A 17,862-nucleotide genomic window follows, 5' to 3' on the forward strand; every position below is an offset into this window, starting at 1 on the left:
TATGTTGCGTTGGCTCATCGTGGTGTTTCTGGCGCTGATCATTTTCAGTGGCCTGCAAAAGTGGTTGCAAAAATTTGGCTTTGGCCGTTTGCCCGGTGACTTTCGCTTCCGCTTGTTCGGGCGCGAGTTCTTCCTGCCCATCACCAGCACCTTGCTGCTGAGCATGGTGGCCGCAGCGATTGCACGTTGGGTATGAGGAACGTGTTACAGTGCGTCACGCCATTGGCGACTTATGCCCATCTAGCTCCTTGCGAGCCGATAGCGCATCCCGGCAGAGGGATGCCAGTCTTGTCCTCCACTGTGCACATCGCCCGCCATGCTTTTCCAAGCTGGGCTCAGACGATTTTTTTGCTTCCTTTTTGACGCACCTCTGCACGGTGCTGTTGTTGGGCAGGCCTTGCGGTCTGCGTATGGGGGCGCTTTTTTGGCAGCAGGACATGCCAAGACCCGTGCCGCCGCACGACCCCTAAGAGGGCCAAATCAGCGGTGCGACCCCCTTCGTTAAAATAGATGACTACTTCATATTGTTCACACCAACCCATCTCCATGGGAAAATTCCGAATTCAACCGTGCTCGAGGGCTTTGCCCAATGGCGCATTTGGCGCGCAAGTGTCCGTGGCCAGTGGCCGTGGCAGCGCCAGCACCGACCGCGTGATGCGGTTTGTGCCCGAATTTGCAACGCCTGACGCCGCCAGCCAATACGCCCTCGATGAAGGCATGTTGTGGGTAGAGCGCCAGACTTCCAAACCGATTCTGCTTTGAGAAAGACGTTTTAAATGGCTAAAGAAGAACTGATTGAACTGATGGGCGTGGTCAACGAGGTGTTGCCCGACACGCGTTTTCGCGTGACCCTAGACAACGGCCACCAACTGATTGCCTATTCCGCAGGCAAGATGCGAAAGAACCACATCCGCATTTTGGCGGGTGACCGTGTGACCCTAGAGCTCTCGCCTTACGACTTGAGCAAAGGCCGCATCAGCTTCCGTCACCTGGCTGGTCGTGCCCCTATGGCGCCTCGCCGTCCCCCAGCACGTTGATCCTGCCTTGTTCTTTGCGTTGACCTGAGTCAACGCGCAAGGCCCTTGAATCGAATCACATGATCCCCAAGTGGTTTTCAACACAGGGGAACTCATGACCGCTTCAGCCGACGCCTTGCACATTGTTTGTCCGCACTGCCACACCACCAACCGGGTGCGTGTGGCCGACCTGCAAAACGCACCCGATTGCGGAAGCTGCCACAAAGCTCTTTTTGATGGACATCCGCTGGCGCTGGACGCAGCCAGCTTTGACAAGCACATCGGCCGCAGCCATGTGCCGGTGCTGGTGGATTTCTGGGCCCCTTGGTGTGGCCCTTGCCGCATGATGGCACCAGCTTATGAGCAGGCCGCTGGCCTTTTGGAGCCCCAAGTGCGGGTGGCCAAACTCAATACTGAAGAAGCACAGGCCATCTCAGCCCGTTTCAACATCCGCAGCATCCCCACACTCGCCTTGTTTGTCGGCGGCAAAGAAGTCGCAAGGCAGGCAGGTGCTTTCCGCACGGCGCAAGACATCGCCAATTGGACCCGATCGCACCTTTGAGCGCTGGGGTGTTTACAGCACTTGCGCAATGGCCTGCACGCGGGCCTTGGCGATCTGTTCGCCAATTTGCGGGCCTTTGAGGCCTTGAGCCGCCGCTGCCTGCGCGATGGGCGCGGTCTCGACGGACAGCGCGGCCTGTTGGGCTTTGAGCAAGCGCTCTGCCTGCGGATAGGCCGTATCCTCAAAACCCAACCGTCCCCGCGCATCACACTCACACGCTTGGAGCACGAGCGCAAAGCGCTCGGCCTGCCGAATGGCGTCGCATCGCTCTAGGAGGCGCATCAGGGCTTCGGCGTTCAGATCGGCGCTGCGGTGGATGTTGCCATGCTCCCGCGCCACCACCTCAGCAAGCTCTTTGCCCTCGGTCGGCACGCGCAGGCGTTCGCACACCTTTTGCAAAAGCTTCACGCTGCGGCCTTCGTGTCCAAGGTGGCGGGGCAATGCGTCGGCGGGTGTGGTGCCTTTGCCCAGGTCATGCATCAGGCAGGCCACACGCACAGCCAGCGGCGTGTTCAGGCGTGCGGCCATGTCCATCACCAGCATCATGTGCACGCCCGTGTCCACCTCAGGGTGGTATTCGGCGCGTTGCGGCACGACCCACAGGCGGTCCAGTTCGGGCAGCAGCACTTTGAGCGCACCGCATTCCCGCAGCACCTCGAACATACGTGATGGCCGCTCGCTCATCAGGCCTTTGGCTAACTCTTGCCAGACGCGCTCGGGCACCAAGTGGTCGGCTTCGCCGTCCTCGACCATTTGGTGCATCAAAGCCATAGTTTCATCGGCTACGGTGAAGTCAGCAAAGCGCGCCGCAAAGCGGGCCACGCGCAAGATGCGCACGGGGTCTTCGGCAAATGCTTCAGTCACATGGCGCAGCACTTTGTTTTTCAAGTCAGCCTGGCCGCCATACGGGTCCACGATCTGGCCTGCCCATGCGCTGGGCTCTGCATGGGCCAGCGCCTCGGGCAAGGCCATGGCATTCACCGTGAGGTCGCGCCGGGCCAAGTCTTCTTCAAGGGTGACGCTGGGGTCGGCATGCACCGCAAAACCTTTGTAGCCCCGGGCCGTTTTGCGCTCGGTGCGGGCCAGGGCGTATTCCTCGCGGGTTTTGGGGTGCAAAAACACCGGAAAGTCTTTGCCCACGGGCATGAATCCCTGATCGGTCATGGCCTCGGGCGTGCTGCCCACCACCACCCAGTCGCGGTCGTTGACGGGTAGGCCCATCAAGGCATCGCGCACCGCACCGCCGACAACAAACACGTTCATGTCAAATGCTTTGCTCAGCGAGCCACCCGGAAAGGCTCTTCAAAGTCGATGAAGTCCTTTTCGACCAAAGCGTCGTCGATCCAGGCCTTCACACCGGGCAGGGCGCAGACACGGTCCATGTAGGCGGCCACATCGGCAGGCACGGGCAGGGCATAGGTTTTCAGGCGCATGACCACCGGGGCGAAGTAGGCATCGGCCACGGTGAAGTGGCCAAACAGCATGGGGCCGCCGTGTTCTTGCAGCAGGCCGCTCCAAAGACTGCAGATGCGCTCAAGATCGGCGCGCACGGCAGCTTTGTCGCGCAGGGCGAGCGCACCGATCTCGGGCAGGTGCGCCTCGATGTTCATCGGGCAGGCACTGCGCAGGCCCGTGAAACCGCTGTGCATTTCGGCGCAGATGCTGCGCGCGCGTGCCCTGGCGGCACGGTCTTGTGGCCAGAGCTGCTTGTCAGGGAACTGCTCGGCCACATATTCGGCAATGGCCAGGGTGTCCCACACGGCCAGGCCATCGTGCACCAGCACAGGCACTTTGCCCACAGGGTTCACGGCCTTGAGGCTGGCCTTGAAATTGGAGTCGGGCGCAAAGCTGTCAAAGCGGACATAGACCTCTTCAAAGTCGATGCCCGCCTGGCGCAGCAGCACCCAAGGGCGCATGGACCAAGAGGAGTAGTTTTTGTTGGCGATGTAGAGCTGGATCATTGTTTTCTCCCGTGAATCGGAGCCCACATATTAGCGGTCATGGCTGTCAAAAAGGGACAGATTGCACCGCCAAAGTGTGTGAGGGGGTGCGGCGGGTGACGATTTTCGGTACCCCGTCATGAGGAACCCGCCGCATCCCCTCACACATCCCCGAAGACTTCGAACGTCAGAGTAGGCCGAACTCAGCGCCCAGCGCGTGAGCGCCAGCTGTTCATGCGGCTGCGTGGCCCGCGGTGGCCCAGATAGCTGGGTGCCACACCCGCTGCAGATGCTGCCGTGATGCCCAGCGCGGACAGGCCTGGGTATTGGCCCGTCGCGATGTTGTCCACCTTCATGGACGCCAAATTGTCCCGGCTCATCAGGGGCTCTCCCGGGGCCAGCTCCATGGCCGCGGCTTGCAGCCAGCCCACCCACATCGGCAAACCGATGACAGGGCGACCTTTGCCGTGGTTCACGCCCGCCCACTGTCCAGCGCGGTGCACCAGCTCGCCCAAGGTGAGCACGTCAGGTCCGCACAGTTCGTAGGTCTTGCCTATGGTGTCCGGCTTTTGCAGGCAGGTCACCACCGCGCGGGCCACATCGGCCACCCACACGGGCGCAAAGCGCGTGCCACTGCCTGCCATCGGCATGAAGGGTAAAACAGCCTGCATATCGGCAAACAGGTTCAAGAATTTGTCTTCGGCCCCAAATATCACGCTGGGGCGCAGCACCGTCAATTGCAAGTCTGCGTTGTGCAGCAAAGTTTCACCCCGCGCCTTGCTGCGCTGGTACATCGATGGACCTTGTGGGTCGGCCCCCAGTGCACTGACATGCACCAGCCTGCGCACGCCCGCTGTGTGCATGGCGTCGGCGATCTTGCCCGGCAGGTTGACATGCACTTCTTCAAAGCGTTCTTCGTTGCCGTGCAGCACCGCCACCAAGTTGACCACCGCATCGTGCCCGGGCATGAGCCGGGCCAAGTCGGCTGGGCTGTGCACCGAGGCTTCGATGACGGTGAGACCGGGCAAACTTTGCACGCTGGCCGCGTTGCTGGCACGGCGCGTGGGCACCGTGACCTGCCAACCCAAACGCGCCATTTGCTCGCACACATGGCGACCCACAAAGCCCGAGCCACCCAACACCAAAATACGAGGATTGTTCATTCCGGCGTTCAGCTGTTCAGACCTGTGACGGCTTGGTGCATCGCATCCATGGCTTGGTCCACGATCTGGGTGCGCCAAGTGTCGGTGTCGGTGTAGAAGGCGTCCATCAGGTCTTGTTTGATTTTCTGGCGCAAGGCATCAGGTGCCTCAGGGTGCAGGTGCAACCAGTGGTCACCGCGCAAGGCGAACATGACTTGTTCTTGCGGCTGTGTGCCGTACTCCATCGCAATGCCGGTGTACTCGGCTTGCGGGCATTCTTGGTAGGCCGCCATCCACATCAAGCCCGTCAGGAAGGCCGAACTCGATGAGCCGTCGTAGATGGACGTTATGTCTTGGCCCCACCAAGTTTTGGCGCGGGTGTAGGCCGCAGCGTCGTCGGCGCAGGCAAAAATGCGCTCGCCCAAGCCGTTGGGGCCCAAACCCGTGTGCAGATCAATCCAGGCCATTTTTTGACAGCGCTGGCCGTACTTTTGCAACACTTGGCGCAGCGTCAGGTTGCTCCAAGTGGGGCCTTGGCCACCAAAAAACAGGCCTTCAGGAAAATCGTGCTGGCCTTTGGATACGGCCGCTTGCAGGGCTTTCATGCCGCGCTCGACGATGTATTGGGTGACGGCTGCCGCGTTGGCCGCGTCCGGTGGCCAAACCTCGGGCAGCAAGAGCGGTTGGACTTCTTTGTAGGGCGCGTTTTCTGGCAGAGGCTTCGTAAAGTCCTGGAAGTTGCGGTTGATGTCCACGTTTTCGTGGGTCACGCGCCGCACATGCGAGAACCCGTGCGGGTTGAGCGCATGGATGTAGAGCACCGCCACGCCGTTGGCTTTGGCCGCCTCGCGCCAGGCGCTGTTTTGCAGGGCATGGATCTGCACGCCCGAGCCGCAGTAGCCTTCCACCCCGTGGCAGGCGCTGCTGACGATCAGCAGCTGCTTCGCATCGGGTGAGCCGTCCAGCACCACGTCCATGGCCAGCTCTTCGCCGTCCCGGCCCTTCAAGGGGTGGATGTTGGAATCAACGGTCAGACCTGCAGCATGTGCTGCGTTCAGGAACTTCTGACGAGCTTCGGCATAGCTTTTAGAAAAGCCAGTTTGGATATCGGTCATGGAGATTTTCAGTTCAAACGGTTTGTGTCGGATTGGCCAGCCATTGCGTGGCGAGTTCCACCCAGTAAGTACCGCCCAGCGGAATCAGGTCGTCATTGAAGTCGTAGCTGGGGTTGTGCAAAGTGCAGGGGCCGCCGCCGTGGCCCATTTCGCGGTGCGCGCCGTCGCCGTTGCTGATGAACACATACGCACCAGGCTTGGCTTGCAGCATGTAAGAGAAGTCTTCGGCGCCCATGGTGGGTTCTTGGTGGACCACATGGTCGGTCCCCACAATGCCACCCATGACCTGGCGCGCGAAATCGGCTTCTGGTGCGCTGTTGATGGTGGGCGGGTAGTTGCGGTGGAATTCGAATTCGCACTGCGCGTCAAAAGCGGTGCAGATCGATTCGGCGACTTGCTTCATGCGCTTTTCGATCAAATCCAGCACCTCGAAGCTGAAAGTGCGCACGGTGCCTTGCAACTCGCAGGAGTCTGGCACCACGTTGGTGGCTTCGCCCGCATGGATCATGGTGACCGAGATCACGCCTGCGTCAACAGGCTTTTTGTTTCGGGTGATGATGGTCTGAAAACCTTGCACCATCTGGCAAGCGATTGGCACCGGATCGATGCCGTTGTGTGGCAGCGCAGCGTGGCTGCCTTTGCCGCGGATGGTGATTTTGAATTCGTTGCTGGATGCCATCACCGGGCCTGCGCTCACGGCAAAAGTGCCCACGGGCGCGCCGGGCCAGTTGTGCATGCCGAACACAGCCTGCATGGGGAACTTGTCGAACAGGCCGTCCTTGATCATCTCGCGGGCACCGCCGCCGCCTTCTTCGGCGGGTTGGAAGATCAAATACACCGTGCCGTCAAAGTCGCGGTGCTTGGCAAAGTGTTTGGCCGCTGCCAGCAGCATGGCCGTGTGGCCGTCGTGGCCGCAGGCGTGCATCTTGCCCTGGTGTTTGCTGGCGTGGGCAAAGGTGTTGAACTCTTGCATGGGCAGGGCGTCGATGTCAGCGCGCAGACCAATGCCGCGTCCGCAAGCGCCGCCGTCGCGCCCGTGCACGATGCCCACCACGCCTGTGGTGCCCATGCCGCGGTGAATGGGGATGCCCCAGTCCGTCAGCTGCTGGGCGACCACATCGGCCGTGCGCACCTCTTGGAAGCACAACTCAGGGTGTGCGTGGATGTCTTTGCGGATGGCAGCAATGCTGGCCGCGTCGGTGAGGATGGAGTCGATGAGTTTCATGGGTACAGTCTAGCGGGACTTGTGTCCGTTTGCCTAGTCCGGTTCGGGAATGTCCCAACTGTCACCGATGTGCCTTGGTCGCAGTGCAAAATTGTCATCTCATGAAGCGAACATCCTATTTCCTATTTTGGCGTGCTGTGGGGCCCTTGTTGGCCAGCTTGCTGGCGGGCACAGCCTTCGCGCAGCCCCTGGTCACTTGCCAAGTGACCTACGCTGGAGCCACACAGACCGTGGTGGCTCGCCCTGTGGCGGACCCTTATCCAGTGCCCTCGGTGGACATTGGGGGGCGCTTTGCTTTCAAAGCGGTCATGGTGGGAGATGCCCAAAAAGTGGAGCGCATGGTGTTGTACGCCTATTTGGTCGCCCAGCCGCACCCGGTGCTGATCCATCAAGCCAAATATTTGCCGCCTTTTCCTCGGTCAGTGACACCGTGGGCTTTTACGGGCCAGCAACATGTGTACGGTGGGCCGCAAGAGCGGGAGTTGATTTACAGCTGCACCTTGGAAGGATGGGCGCCATGACCCGCTGCTTGTGTTTGTGGGTCGCCTACTTGTTGTGCACCCCGTTATGGGCCCAAACGAAGCACGATCTGGGCGAATCTGTCAGCTTGGTCTTTGCGGGGGACACCGTACTCGACGATGACCCGGGTGCCTTGATCGCCCGCGGAGGTGACCCGTTCGCCGACTTTGCGGGGGTCTTTGCCCTGGCCGATGTGCGCATCGCGAACCTCGAGTGTGTGGTGGCCACCACCGGCAGCGCAGGGGATAAAAACTACACTTTCCGGGCGCATACTCGCGTATTGCCCGTGCTCAAAACGCATTTTGATGCGGTGGCGCTGGCCAACAACCATTCGGGGGATTTTGGCCGAACAGCGTTTGCCGAAATGCTGGGTTTGCTCAGCCAAGCGGGTTTGGCCAAGGTGGGGGGAGGGCTCAATTTGTCTCAGGCCCATGAACCCTGGATCGTGGAGCGCAAAGGTTTACGCATCGCCATCTTGAGTTACAACGAGTTCATGCCACGCAGTTTTGAAGCCGGCCACGATGCCCCGGGTGTGGCTTGGAGTGAAGACGAGCAGGTGGTGGACGACATCCGCCGTGCCCGCCAGGTGCACCGGGCCGACCTGGTCATTCCCATCATGCATTGGGGCTGGGAGAACGAGCTTTTTGCCAATGCCCGACAGCGGCAACTGGCCCGCCTGATGGTGGGCGCCGGGGCCGATGCTGTGATCGGCGGCCACCCCCATGTGACACAAGACATTGAGCACATTCAAGGCAAGCCCATCATTTACAGCGTGGGCAACTTCGTGATGAAGGAAACCGACAACGACAACCAGCGCCGTGGCTGGGTGTTGCGTTTGGAATTGGACAAGCAGGGGGTGCGCGCGTTCCACACCCGTGTGGCAAAAATCCGCATGGATGGCGTGCCCGAGCGCGATGACCGTGCAGCCAGTCCTTGCTGGCAGCGGGGTGATGCGGCGGTGGGGCAGTGCGTGGCGGGACAGCGGCGCTGAGCGTTTGGCCCTGTGGGGGTTCGGCGTCTGTGGGGGCGGCGCCCTCGCCGCGATATGCGACACAATAAGTGCATGACCGATGCCATCCAAGAGGTGCGAGGCGCCTGCCCGCACGATTGCCCTGACACCTGTGCTTTGCTCACGACCGTTGAAAACGGCCGAGCCACCAAAGTGCAGGGCAACCCGGCGCATGCGCAGACCGATGGTGTGTTGTGCACCAAGGTGTCGCGCTACACCGAGCGCACCTACCACCCCGAACGCTTGCTGCACCCCCTGAAACGCGTGGGCCCCAAAGGCGCGGGACAGTTTGAACCCGTCAGCTGGGACGAAGCCCTGGACGACATCGCAGCGCGCCTGAAAGCCATTGCCGGACGCGATCCGCAGGCCATCCTGCCCTACAGTTATGCGGGCACCATGGGCCTGGTGCAAAGCGAGTCGATCGCGGCGCGGTTTTTCCACCAGCTGGGCGCGTCGCTGTTGGACCGCACCATCTGCGCTTCGGCGGGTGCAGAAGCCCTGACCCAGACCCTGGGCAACAAGGTCGGCATGAAGGTCGAATTTTTTGCCGAATCCAAGCTCATCGTCATCTGGGGCAGCAACTCGATTGGCAGCAACCTGCACTTTTGGCGCCTCGCGCAAGAGGCCAAGCGCAATGGCGCGAAGCTGGTCTGCATCGACCCCCGTCGCAGTGAGACGGCTGAAAAATGCCACGAACACATCGCCCTGCGGCCCGGCACCGACGCCGCGCTGGCGCTGGCGCTCATGCACGAGTTGATCGTCCATGGCTGGCTCGACCAGGACTACATCGACCGTTACACCTTGGGCTGGGACGCTTTGAAAGCCCGCGCCCTGCAATGGCCGCCCGAACGTGCCGCCGAAGTGTGCGGTGTGCCGGTTGAACAAATCCGCCAACTGGCTCGTGACTGGGGCACGACCCAGCCCGCGGCCATTCGCTTGAACTACGGCATGCAGCGCGTGCGCGGTGGTGGCAACGCGGTGCGGGCGATTGCCTGCCTGCCGGCGCTCACGGGTGCTTGGCGACACCGTGCGGGTGGGCTGCTGCTCAGCAGCTCGGGGCATTTCCCGGTGCGGCGCGCGGCTTTGCAGCGGCCCGACTTGTTGGGCGAGCGGCGGCCCCGCACCATCAACATGACCACCATTGGCGACGATTTGCTGCGCCCGGCATCGCCCGCATTCGGCCCGCAGATCGAAGCCTTGGTGGTTTACAACAGCAACCCGGTGGCGATTGCGCCTGAGTCCGGCAAGGTGGTGCAAGGCTTTGCCCGCGAAGACTTGTTCACCGTGGTGTTGGAGCATTTCAAAACCGACACGGCCGACATGGCCGACTACATCCTGCCCGCCACCACGCAATTGGAGCACTGGGACATCCACACCAGCTATGGCCACACCGATGTGCTGCTGAACCGCCCGGCGATTGCCCCCGTGGGCGAGGCGCGCACCAACACCGACATCTTCCGAGCGCTGGCCCAGCGCATGGGGTTTGACGACCCCTGTTTTGCCGAGAGCGACGAAAGCCTGTGCCGCAGCGCCATCGGCGATGAAAAAGACTTTGAGGTGTTGTTGCAGAACGGCTTTGCCTCTTTGCCGGTGCCTGACGCGCCATTCGCGCAAGGTGGCTTTCCATCGCCTTCAGGGCGGTGCGAGTTTTTCAGCCAACGCCTGGCCGATCAGGGGCTGGACGGCCTGCCGGACCACTTGCCCAATTACGAATTGGCCGCGCCCGGTGGCCGCTACCCGCTGGCCATGATCTCACCGCCTGCGCGCAACTTTTTGAACTCGACCTTCGTCAACGTGCAAAGCCTGCGCGACATCGAAGCCGAGCCAGTGCTGGAGATGCACCCACAAGACGCGGCTGCGCGGGGCATCGCCGACGGTGCGGTGGTGCTTGTCTTCAACGACCGGGGCACTTACCACTGCAAGGCCAGGCTGAACCAGCGAGCGCGCCTCGGCGTGGTCCACGGCCTGGGCATTTGGTGGCGCAAGCTGGGCCTGAACGGCACCAACGTCAACGAGCTGACCAGCCAGCACCTGACCGACATGGGCCGAGCGCCTGTGTTTTACGACTGTTTGGTGGACGTGGCCCTGCTGCAGAAAGAAGAAGCCCATGCCTGACTTGAATATCGAACGAAAACACACCTTGGGGCTGGACGGCGCTCGCCTGGTGGCCCAGCGTTGGCGCGAGCAAGCCGAACAAGAATGGGGCATGGCCTGCGAGTTTGAACACGGCGAATCCGAGGATCGGATGCGTTTCGAGCGCAGTGGCGTGAGTGGTCTGCTCACGGTGACCGAAAACCGCTTCGACCTGCAGATCAAGCTGGGCTTTTTGTTGGGCGCCTACAGCAGCAAGATCGAAGAAAAAATACAGGCCAATCTGGACGCTTTGTTGGGTCCAGTGGCCTGAAGCCTCAGGGCAAATCTTTGTTCAATTCGCTCATGGGTGAGTTGCGCGGTCCAATCAGCCCCAACCGCGCTTTGAGCGACTGCGGTTGTCGCGTCAAGATGGCGGCGTAGTTGGTGGTGTTGGACAGCACTTTTTTCACGTAATCGCGCGTTTCCTGGAACGGGATGTTTTCGGCCCAGATGGCCGCTTCAAGCACCGGACCGTTGCGCCAATTGCGCGGGCGGCTGGGGCCAGCGTTGTAGGCGGCCGTGGCCATGGGCATGGAGCCTTCAAAATCGTCCAGCACCAGTTTCAGATAACCCGTGCCGATGGCCACGTTCACTTCACGGTCGGTGATTTGATCCGGGGTGAAGTTGGTCAAGCCAATTTTCTTGGCCGTCCATTTGGCCGTGGCGGGCATCACCTGCATCAAGCCAGATGCACCCACTGTTGAGCGGGCGTCCATGATGAAGCGGCTTTCTTGGCGGATCAGGCCGTACACATAGGCCGGGTCCAATCGGATCTCATTCGCACGGCGCACCACGATCTCGCGCAAGGGCATCGGGAAGCGTTGGTCAAAATCCATCACCTCTTTGGTTCGGTCGCTGGTGTTGATGCAGCGGTCCCACACCTGGCGTTGGCAGGCCAAGTCGGCGGCGGCGAGCAGGTCGCGATCGTTCATGCCGCCGGGCGTGTGCAAGTTGGTGCTGTAGTTCCACTCGCGGTTGCCCTCGGGGCGCAGGCCAATGGCGATGGCGTACAGGGCCCGTTGCAAGCCCGGGTTGATCTGGGCGGTGGCTTTTTCTTGCGGGGTCAAGGCCGCAGGACGCTCGGGGGCTGTGATCGGCTGGCCCAATTCTTCCAAAGCCAGTTGCTCATAAAAGCCCCGCACGCTGGCCATGCTGCGCAGCAGCCCTTGGGCTTCCAGTTTCTGGGCGTTGTCTTGCGCGGTGGCCATCAGCGCACGGGCGCGCCAATACACCCATGCCGGGTCTTTTTGCGATTCCGGGCTCATGGCTTGAGTGGCGGTCAGCACTTGACGCCATTGGCCTTGGCGCAGCGAGGCGCGCACTTTCCAGCTCAGCAGGTCGTCGTTCAGGTCGCTGTCTTTTTGTACCTTGGCAAAGTGGCCGCTGGCCTCGTTTTGCAGTTTTTGCGCTGCTTGCTTGCCGATCACGGCCCACGTCCAGTTGCGCTCCTCGGGGCTGAGTTGAATGGACCAACGTTTTTCCAGCAGTTGGGCGGCCTGCTCGGGGTCTTTAGCCGCCAAGCGGATCAGCGCCAGCACCGCCAGTTCTTTGCGACTTTTGGTGATGGCGATGATGCGTTTGTCCAGATATCGTTCTGGGTCGGCGTGGATCAGGGCGACTTGCTCGGACAAACGGGGGGCTTCGATGTCCACCGCTGCCTGCGCGGCACGGGGGCGGTTTGCGTCCATGGCGATGCGGGCTTTGCGCCACAAATCGAGGCCATTGATTTGTTTGCCCGAATGCAAATGGTCGGCCACATAGGTGCAGCCATCTTCGGCCTCGCGCAGTGCGTACCACAGGCGTTTGGCTTCTTCAGCGACGTCGGCTTTGCTGTTCATGGCTTCGGTCGCCAGGGCATAACAGCGCAGCTCGCGGTCGTCGCGCATGCGGTAGCGGGGGTATTCGGCTGTAAAGCCCGCCCAGTCACGGCGTTTGCCCAATTGCTGCAGCCAGTCTGCGCGCAAGCGGTCTTCGTAATAGCTGCCTGCGTAAGTGTTCAAAAAACTGCGAATTTCCGATTCAGGGGCGTTGCCCATGCGTGCGCGCATTTCCCAATAGGCCGCCAAGGGCTCCAGGACATGGCCCCGGGTTTGGGGCAACAAGTTGGACAGTCGGTTTTTGTCACCGTTTTTGAAGGCCTGTGCCATTTCAAGAATGACGTCGTCCCCCTTGTTTTGGGCGTGGGCTTGGGGGCTGAAAAGGCCTGTCGCGGCCATGGCACAAAGCAGTGTCAGAATCTGAATGAATTTCATGGGTCGATTATGGACAAAGCTGACGCTAAAAAAGCCTTAAGAAAAGCCTTGGTGGAAGAAAGGCTGAACCTGCCTGACCGTCTGGCGCGGGCCGAAGCCTTGCAGCGCATCCTGCGCATCTGGCTGTTTGACCGTCCCGACACCGTGATCGGCGCGTATTGGCCCATCAAGGGCGAGTTTGACCCTTTGCCTGTGCTGCACCGCTGGAAAGAAGACGGCGAGCTGCACGGCGAGCCCCAGCGCCGCCAAATTGGCTTGCCCGTGGTCAACAAGTTGCACAAAACCTTGACGTTTCACACCTGGTACCCCGGCTGTGCCATGGAAGAAGACGCTTACGGCATCCCCAAACCCAAAGACACAGAAGTCATCGTGCCCACCTTGTTGTTTGTGCCTTGTGTGGGTTATGGCACGGGCGGTTATCGCCTGGGTTATGGCGGTGGTTTTTACGACCGCACACTGGCCACTTTGCAGCCCAAACCCTTCACCGTTGGATTGGGTTTTACCCATGGCTTTGTGGACGATCTGGAACCCGAGGACCATGACGAACCTCTGGACGCGATCTTGAACGACAACGGGGTGGTCTGGCCTGTTTGAGCCAGACCCGAAAGACACATGGCCCGACCCAAATCCGCCACCCACGACATCAAGCGCGACGCGATCCTCGACATCGCGGCGCAGTGCTTTGCCCAGCGCAGCTACCCCGCCGCCAGCATGAACGAGATTGCCACGGCGTGTGGCACCTCCAAAGCGCGGCTGTACCACTACTACGAGAGCAAAGAGGCGATCCTGTTTGACTTGCTCGACCGACATACCCAGCGCTTGTTGGGGGTGATCGCGCAAACCGAAGCCACGGCCCAGCGCAAAGACCTGAACGAACGCGCCACGCTGCACGAGCTGGTGCGGGCGTTTTTGCAGGAGTACGAAACCTCGGCCACGCGGCATGCGGCGCTGTTGAACGACACGCAGTTTTTGAGCGATGCGCCCGACCCGACGCTGGGCCCCGCCTTGGTTTCGCCCAGAAGCTTGATCCTCAACCGCCAGCGTGACATCGTGGCTGCCATGACCCGCTTCATGAAACGGGCCTACCCCGAGCGCCTGACCCCCACCAACCAGACCGCCCTGACCATGATGCTGCTGGGCATGATCAACTGGACCTTCACCTGGCTGCGCCCAGGTGGCCCGATCAGCTACGCGGCCTTTGCCGATGAGGTCATTGGCATGCTTGAAAAGGGTTTGGGTTGAGCTTTGGAATTTACCAATCCGTAACGCATTTCGTTTAAGTAAAATCGACTCCATTCATTGACCGGAGAAACTCCCATGTCCAAAGCCACCAACAAAGCCCCGTCCAAGGCATTCGCCAGCCAGGCCGACCTGACCGAAAAGAAGATCACGTTCGAGCAACTCAGCCAGCACTGCTGGGCCTACACCGCCGAAGGCGACCCCAATTCGGGCGTGATCATTGGTGACCGCTTCATCATGGTCAGCGACGCCACTGCCACACCCGCCATGGCGCAAGACCTGATCAAGAAGATCCGCACTGTCAGCGACCTGCCCATCAAATATGTGCTGTTGACCCACTACCACGCGGTGCGCGTGCTGGGTGCTTACGCCTACGCCGCCGAAGGTGCGACCGAGATCATCGCCAGCGAAGGCACTTTGGGCCTGATCAAAGAGCGCGGCGCGCAAGACATGAAGAGCGAGATGGAGCGCTTTCCACGCCTGTTCCGTGGCGCCGACAGCGTACCCGGCTTGACTTGGCCGACCATGGTGGTGGGCGGCGGTGACCCTACAAAAAGCGAAGTGCCCGGCAAGCTCAGCATCAACCTGGGCGGCGTGGTGGTGCAGATATGGCATCCAGGTCCCGGCCACACCCGTGGCGACACGATTGCTTGGGTCGAAGAAGAAAAAGTGTTGTTCTCGGGTGACTTGGTCGAGTACGAAGCGGGTGTGTACACGGGCGACGCGCAGCTTGAAGAATGGCCCGCCACGCTCGAAGCTTTGCGCGGCCTGAAAGCCGAGTTCATCGTGCCCGGCCGCGGCGAAGCCATGAAGGGCAACGACAACGTGAACAAGGCGCTGGACTACACCCAGCGCTGGGTGACCACCTTGTTCCAAGCCGGCAAAGAGGCCGTGGCCGCCAAGATGGACCTGAAAGCCGCCATGGCCCACACCCGCCAAAGCATGGACCCGATCTTTGGCCATGTGTTCATTTATGAGCACTGCCTGCCGTTTGACGTGACCCGCGCCTACGACGAAGCCAGTGGCATCAAGAACCCCCGCATCTGGACCGCCGAGCGCGACATGGAGATGTGGAAAGCGCTGCAAAGCTGAGCGGTCCTGAAAAGCGCAGTCAAAACGGAAATATCGTAGGAATCACGACATGGAATGCACAGTTTCTTGGACCGGTGTGGCCGGCACCCGCTCAGGCATGGGCTTTGTGGCTGAAACCGGCTCAGGCCACATGGTCGCCATGGACGGCGCCCCCGATGCCGCCAAACCTGAAAACGGCGGCCAAAACCTGGCTCCACGCCCCATGGAAATGTTGTTGGCGGGCACGGGCGGCTGCACGGCTTACGACGTGGTGCTGATCCTCAAGCGTGGCCGCCACGATGTGCGCGGCTGCAGCGTCAAGCTCAGCAGCGAACGCGCCGAGGTCGACCCCAAAGTCTTCACCAAGATCAACATGCACTTCACCGTCACCGCCAAGGGCGTCCCCGCCAGCGCGGTGGAGCGTGCGATTGCCATGAGCCACGACAAATACTGCTCGGCCAGCATCATGCTGGGCAAGAGCGCCGAAATCACCACCAGTTTTGATTTGGTGGAAGCGGTCTAAATTAGACCGCTCAAACCCGGTGCGCCACGGTGGTCATGACCTTGGCGGCCATTTGCATGACCGACTTAACGGGGCCCGGCAGCTCCATGGCGCCGGCCTTTTGCGCCATTTGGGCATGGGCCATTTCATCGGCTTTCATTTGCGCCACGATGGCGCGCGATGCGTTGTCCGCTGCGGGCAACAAATCCATGTGGCTTTGCAAATGGGCTTCGACCTGACGCTCTGTTTCCACCACAAAGCCCAAACTCACCTTGTCCCCGCCCAGCTTGCCAGCGGCATAGCCAATGACAAAAGCCCCGGCAAACCAAAGTGGGTTGAGCAGGGAAGGTCGACCTTTCAGCTCGTTCAGCCTTTGCTGAGTCCAAGCCAGGTGGTCGGTCTCTTCACGGCTGGCTTCGGCCAACTGGGCCCGCAAACTTGGGTTTTTGCATGCCAGAGCTTGTCCGGTGTACAGCGCTTGAGCGCACACCTCGCCCACATGGTTCACGCGCATCAAGGCCACCGACTCTCGCCGCTCGGTCTCTGTGAGTTCAAGTTCTGCCGTGGGGGCCATGGGCGTGGGGCGGCTGGCGCGGGGCTCGGCAAACAAGGTGCGCAAAGCGCTGTCGGCAGCCAAAATCAGAGCGTGGGTGGACATGAAAAGCCTTTGGATAAGCCAACACTTTAATAGAGCCCTCCCTTTTGTGTCCTCAGCGCCTTCCCAAACACCCCATCCACCCATTCTGTGAATTCGAGCAGTGCCTTCGAAAAATCTTGCAAATTGTTGAATTAATTGACAAAAATTAAAAAAATTAAGTACACGCCTGCCAGTAGAGGTTCGATTTGTTGCTTCGATGCAACGAAAATGACCTTTATTCATGGAAATTCTTGGAAAAGCCATCTTGCTCTGGTGCAATAGCTCAACCTTCCGAATTTGGAGGTTGGCTAAGAGTTCAAACAGATGGTTTTCATTTGATGAATTCAAGGCTCTTTTTAAAACTTTGGAGAAATTTGCAATGAAAAAAACTCTGATTGCTCTGGCTGCTGTTGCTGCCACAGGCGCTGCTTTCGCACAATCTTCTGTGACCATCTGGGGCGTTGCTGACGCTGGTGTTACCAAGCAAAGCCAAGGCGGCGTTTCCAAGACTTACTTGTCTTCGTCCGGTTTGTCTTCCAGCCAATTGGGTTTCCGCGGTACTGAAGACCTCGGCGGCGGCATGTCTGCATCGTTCTGGCTCGAAGCCGGTATGACCGTTGACAACGGTACAGCTGCTGGCGTGGCTTTCCAGCGTCGTAGCACTTTGGACTTGGCTGGCAGCTTCGGTGCCATCCGTTTGGGTCGTGACTACACACCTAGCTTCTGGAACCACACCATGTACGATCCGTTCGGTACATTGGGTTCCGGCGCTGGCTCGAACATCACTTTGGTCGCTCCTGCACAAGCCAACGCTACGACTGCTGCTCGTACCAACAACGGCATCAGCTACCTGTACAACTTCGCTGCCAACGGCGCTTCCGTTATGGGCCAGCAAGGCGTGACTGCTCAAGTCACTTACGCTTTGGCTGAAAACCTCTCCACTGCAGTGGCTAACGGCAAGTACGCTGGCGCACGCGTCGGTTACAACGCTGGTCCTCTGACTTTGGCTGTGGCTACTGCCAAGTCCAACGCTGCTGCAGGCACTGTTGAGTACAAAGAAACCAACGTCGGCGCTTCTTATGACCTGGGCGTTGCCAACGTGATGGCCAAGTTTGGTACCAACGACTCCAACGTTGCTGGCACCAAGTTCACATGGTCTTCCATTGGTGCCAAAGTGCCTATGGGCGCTGGTTACATCCCCGTGTCTTACAACACTGTGAAGCAAAACAACGCTGCTGGTTCCACTGGCAACCAGTTCGCTATCGGTTATGTCCACAACCTGAGCAAGCGTACTGCTGTTTACACAGCCTACTCCAAGATTTCCAACAAGAATGGCGCTGCATACGGCTTCTTGGGTGGCAACGGTGGTTTCGGCTCCGCTCTGGGTACTGCTACGAACAATGGCGGTACAGGTTTCGACCTCGGCCTGCGTCACGCTTTCTGATTTGACGCTGGCGCAAGTCAGCTGAAAATTTGAATCAAAACCCACCATGGCAACAC

Annotated in this window: 20 protein-coding genes; 13 read left to right on the forward strand and 7 right to left on the reverse strand. The window is 60.2% G+C overall.

Annotated elements, in window-relative coordinates:
- The first annotated feature begins 1 nt into the window (after position 1).
- From B9Z40_RS11770 to trxC, 4 genes are all read left to right on the forward strand, one after another.
- Positions 2-196: a DUF2905 domain-containing protein gene (locus tag B9Z40_RS11770; protein ID WP_100173552.1), complete on the forward strand. Its 195-nt coding sequence runs from the start codon at positions 2-4 to the stop codon at positions 194-196.
- 350 nt (positions 197-546) lie between these two features.
- The gene (locus tag B9Z40_RS11775; RefSeq protein ID WP_233204898.1) at positions 547-762 is read left to right on the forward strand and encodes a hypothetical protein; all 216 of its coding nucleotides are present in this window, start codon (positions 547-549) and stop codon (positions 760-762) included.
- 14 nt (positions 763-776) lie between these two features.
- Positions 777-1,037 (forward strand): translation initiation factor IF-1, encoded by a 261-nt coding sequence (infA, locus tag B9Z40_RS11780; RefSeq protein WP_019426546.1) that lies wholly within the window; start codon positions 777-779, stop codon positions 1,035-1,037.
- Positions 1,038-1,131: 94 nt separating this feature from the next.
- The gene (gene trxC, locus B9Z40_RS11785; RefSeq protein WP_100173554.1) at positions 1,132-1,578 is read left to right on the forward strand and encodes a thioredoxin TrxC; all 447 of its coding nucleotides are present in this window, start codon (positions 1,132-1,134) and stop codon (positions 1,576-1,578) included.
- A gap of 12 nt (positions 1,579-1,590) precedes the next feature.
- On the opposite strand, the gene B9Z40_RS11790 is transcribed toward trxC, so the two are convergent.
- The 5 genes from B9Z40_RS11790 to B9Z40_RS11810 all read right to left on the reverse strand — a co-directional run bounded on the left by B9Z40_RS11790 (position 1,591) and on the right by B9Z40_RS11810 (position 7,000).
- Entirely contained in the window at positions 1,591-2,841 is a 1,251-nt protein-coding gene (locus B9Z40_RS11790) for a multifunctional CCA addition/repair protein (RefSeq protein ID WP_100173555.1), read from the reverse strand.
- Positions 2,842-2,855: 14 nt separating this feature from the next.
- Entirely contained in the window at positions 2,856-3,539 is a 684-nt protein-coding gene (locus B9Z40_RS11795; protein ID WP_100173556.1) for a glutathione S-transferase family protein, read from the reverse strand.
- A 182-nt stretch (positions 3,540-3,721) separates the two neighbouring features.
- Positions 3,722-4,681: a complex I NDUFA9 subunit family protein gene (locus B9Z40_RS11800; protein ID WP_100173557.1), complete on the reverse strand. Its 960-nt coding sequence runs from the start codon at positions 4,679-4,681 to the stop codon at positions 3,722-3,724.
- Between the two features lie 8 nt (positions 4,682-4,689).
- The gene (locus tag B9Z40_RS11805) at positions 4,690-5,775 is read right to left on the reverse strand and encodes a M14 family metallopeptidase (protein ID WP_100173558.1); all 1,086 of its coding nucleotides are present in this window, start codon (positions 5,773-5,775) and stop codon (positions 4,690-4,692) included.
- 13 nt (positions 5,776-5,788) lie between these two features.
- Positions 5,789-7,000: a M20 aminoacylase family protein gene (locus tag B9Z40_RS11810; protein ID WP_100173559.1), complete on the reverse strand. Its 1,212-nt coding sequence runs from the start codon at positions 6,998-7,000 to the stop codon at positions 5,789-5,791.
- A gap of 101 nt (positions 7,001-7,101) precedes the next feature.
- Between B9Z40_RS11810 and B9Z40_RS11815 the strand changes: the two genes are divergently transcribed.
- The 4 genes from B9Z40_RS11815 (at position 7,102) to B9Z40_RS11830 (ending at position 10,932) form a co-directional block, all read left to right on the forward strand.
- A complete protein-coding gene (locus B9Z40_RS11815; RefSeq protein WP_233204899.1) occupies positions 7,102-7,521 on the forward strand; it encodes a hypothetical protein in 420 nt (139 codons plus the stop codon).
- Complete coding sequence (locus tag B9Z40_RS11820) at positions 7,518-8,510, forward strand: CapA family protein (protein ID WP_100173847.1); 993 nt, start codon at positions 7,518-7,520, stop codon at positions 8,508-8,510. The genes B9Z40_RS11815 and B9Z40_RS11820 overlap by 4 nt, the downstream gene beginning before the upstream one ends.
- Before the next feature lie 72 nt (positions 8,511-8,582).
- Positions 8,583-10,643, forward strand: a complete 2,061-nt coding sequence (locus tag B9Z40_RS11825) for a molybdopterin-dependent oxidoreductase (RefSeq protein WP_199172560.1) — start codon at positions 8,583-8,585, stop codon at positions 10,641-10,643.
- On the forward strand, positions 10,636-10,932 hold the full coding sequence (locus tag B9Z40_RS11830) for a polyhydroxyalkanoic acid system family protein (protein WP_100173562.1): 297 nt from the start codon (positions 10,636-10,638) through the stop codon (positions 10,930-10,932). Before B9Z40_RS11825 ends, B9Z40_RS11830 begins: the two co-directional genes overlap by 8 nt.
- Positions 10,933-10,936: 4 nt before the next feature.
- On the opposite strand, the gene B9Z40_RS11835 is transcribed toward B9Z40_RS11830, so the two are convergent.
- Positions 10,937-12,913 (reverse strand): lytic transglycosylase domain-containing protein, encoded by a 1,977-nt coding sequence (locus B9Z40_RS11835; protein ID WP_100173563.1) that lies wholly within the window; start codon positions 12,911-12,913, stop codon positions 10,937-10,939.
- A gap of 9 nt (positions 12,914-12,922) precedes the next feature.
- Between B9Z40_RS11835 and B9Z40_RS11840 the strand changes: the two genes are divergently transcribed.
- The 4 genes from B9Z40_RS11840 to B9Z40_RS11855 all read left to right on the forward strand — a co-directional run bounded on the left by B9Z40_RS11840 (position 12,923) and on the right by B9Z40_RS11855 (position 15,746).
- Complete coding sequence (locus B9Z40_RS11840; RefSeq protein ID WP_100173564.1) at positions 12,923-13,507, forward strand: 5-formyltetrahydrofolate cyclo-ligase; 585 nt, start codon at positions 12,923-12,925, stop codon at positions 13,505-13,507.
- A gap of 18 nt (positions 13,508-13,525) precedes the next feature.
- Positions 13,526-14,155: a TetR/AcrR family transcriptional regulator gene (locus tag B9Z40_RS11845; protein WP_100173565.1), complete on the forward strand. Its 630-nt coding sequence runs from the start codon at positions 13,526-13,528 to the stop codon at positions 14,153-14,155.
- A 75-nt stretch (positions 14,156-14,230) separates the two neighbouring features.
- Positions 14,231-15,244 (forward strand): MBL fold metallo-hydrolase, encoded by a 1,014-nt coding sequence (locus B9Z40_RS11850; protein ID WP_100173566.1) that lies wholly within the window; start codon positions 14,231-14,233, stop codon positions 15,242-15,244.
- Positions 15,245-15,293: 49 nt separating this feature from the next.
- The gene (locus tag B9Z40_RS11855) at positions 15,294-15,746 is read left to right on the forward strand and encodes an OsmC family protein (protein ID WP_100173567.1); all 453 of its coding nucleotides are present in this window, start codon (positions 15,294-15,296) and stop codon (positions 15,744-15,746) included.
- Positions 15,747-15,756: 10 nt separating this feature from the next.
- Here the strand turns inward: B9Z40_RS11855 and coq7 are convergent, their stop codons facing one another.
- Entirely contained in the window at positions 15,757-16,383 is a 627-nt protein-coding gene (coq7, locus tag B9Z40_RS11860; protein WP_100173568.1) for a 2-polyprenyl-3-methyl-6-methoxy-1,4-benzoquinone monooxygenase, read from the reverse strand.
- Between the two features lie 358 nt (positions 16,384-16,741).
- Here coq7 and B9Z40_RS11865 point away from each other — a divergent pair, with 358 nt between their 5' ends.
- Positions 16,742-17,806 (forward strand): porin, encoded by a 1,065-nt coding sequence (locus B9Z40_RS11865; protein ID WP_158238096.1) that lies wholly within the window; start codon positions 16,742-16,744, stop codon positions 17,804-17,806.
- Positions 17,807-17,862 lie beyond the last annotated feature (56 nt).

Source organism: Limnohabitans sp. 15K (assembly GCF_002778285.1).
Lineage (GTDB): Bacteria > Pseudomonadota > Gammaproteobacteria > Burkholderiales > Burkholderiaceae_C > Limnohabitans_A.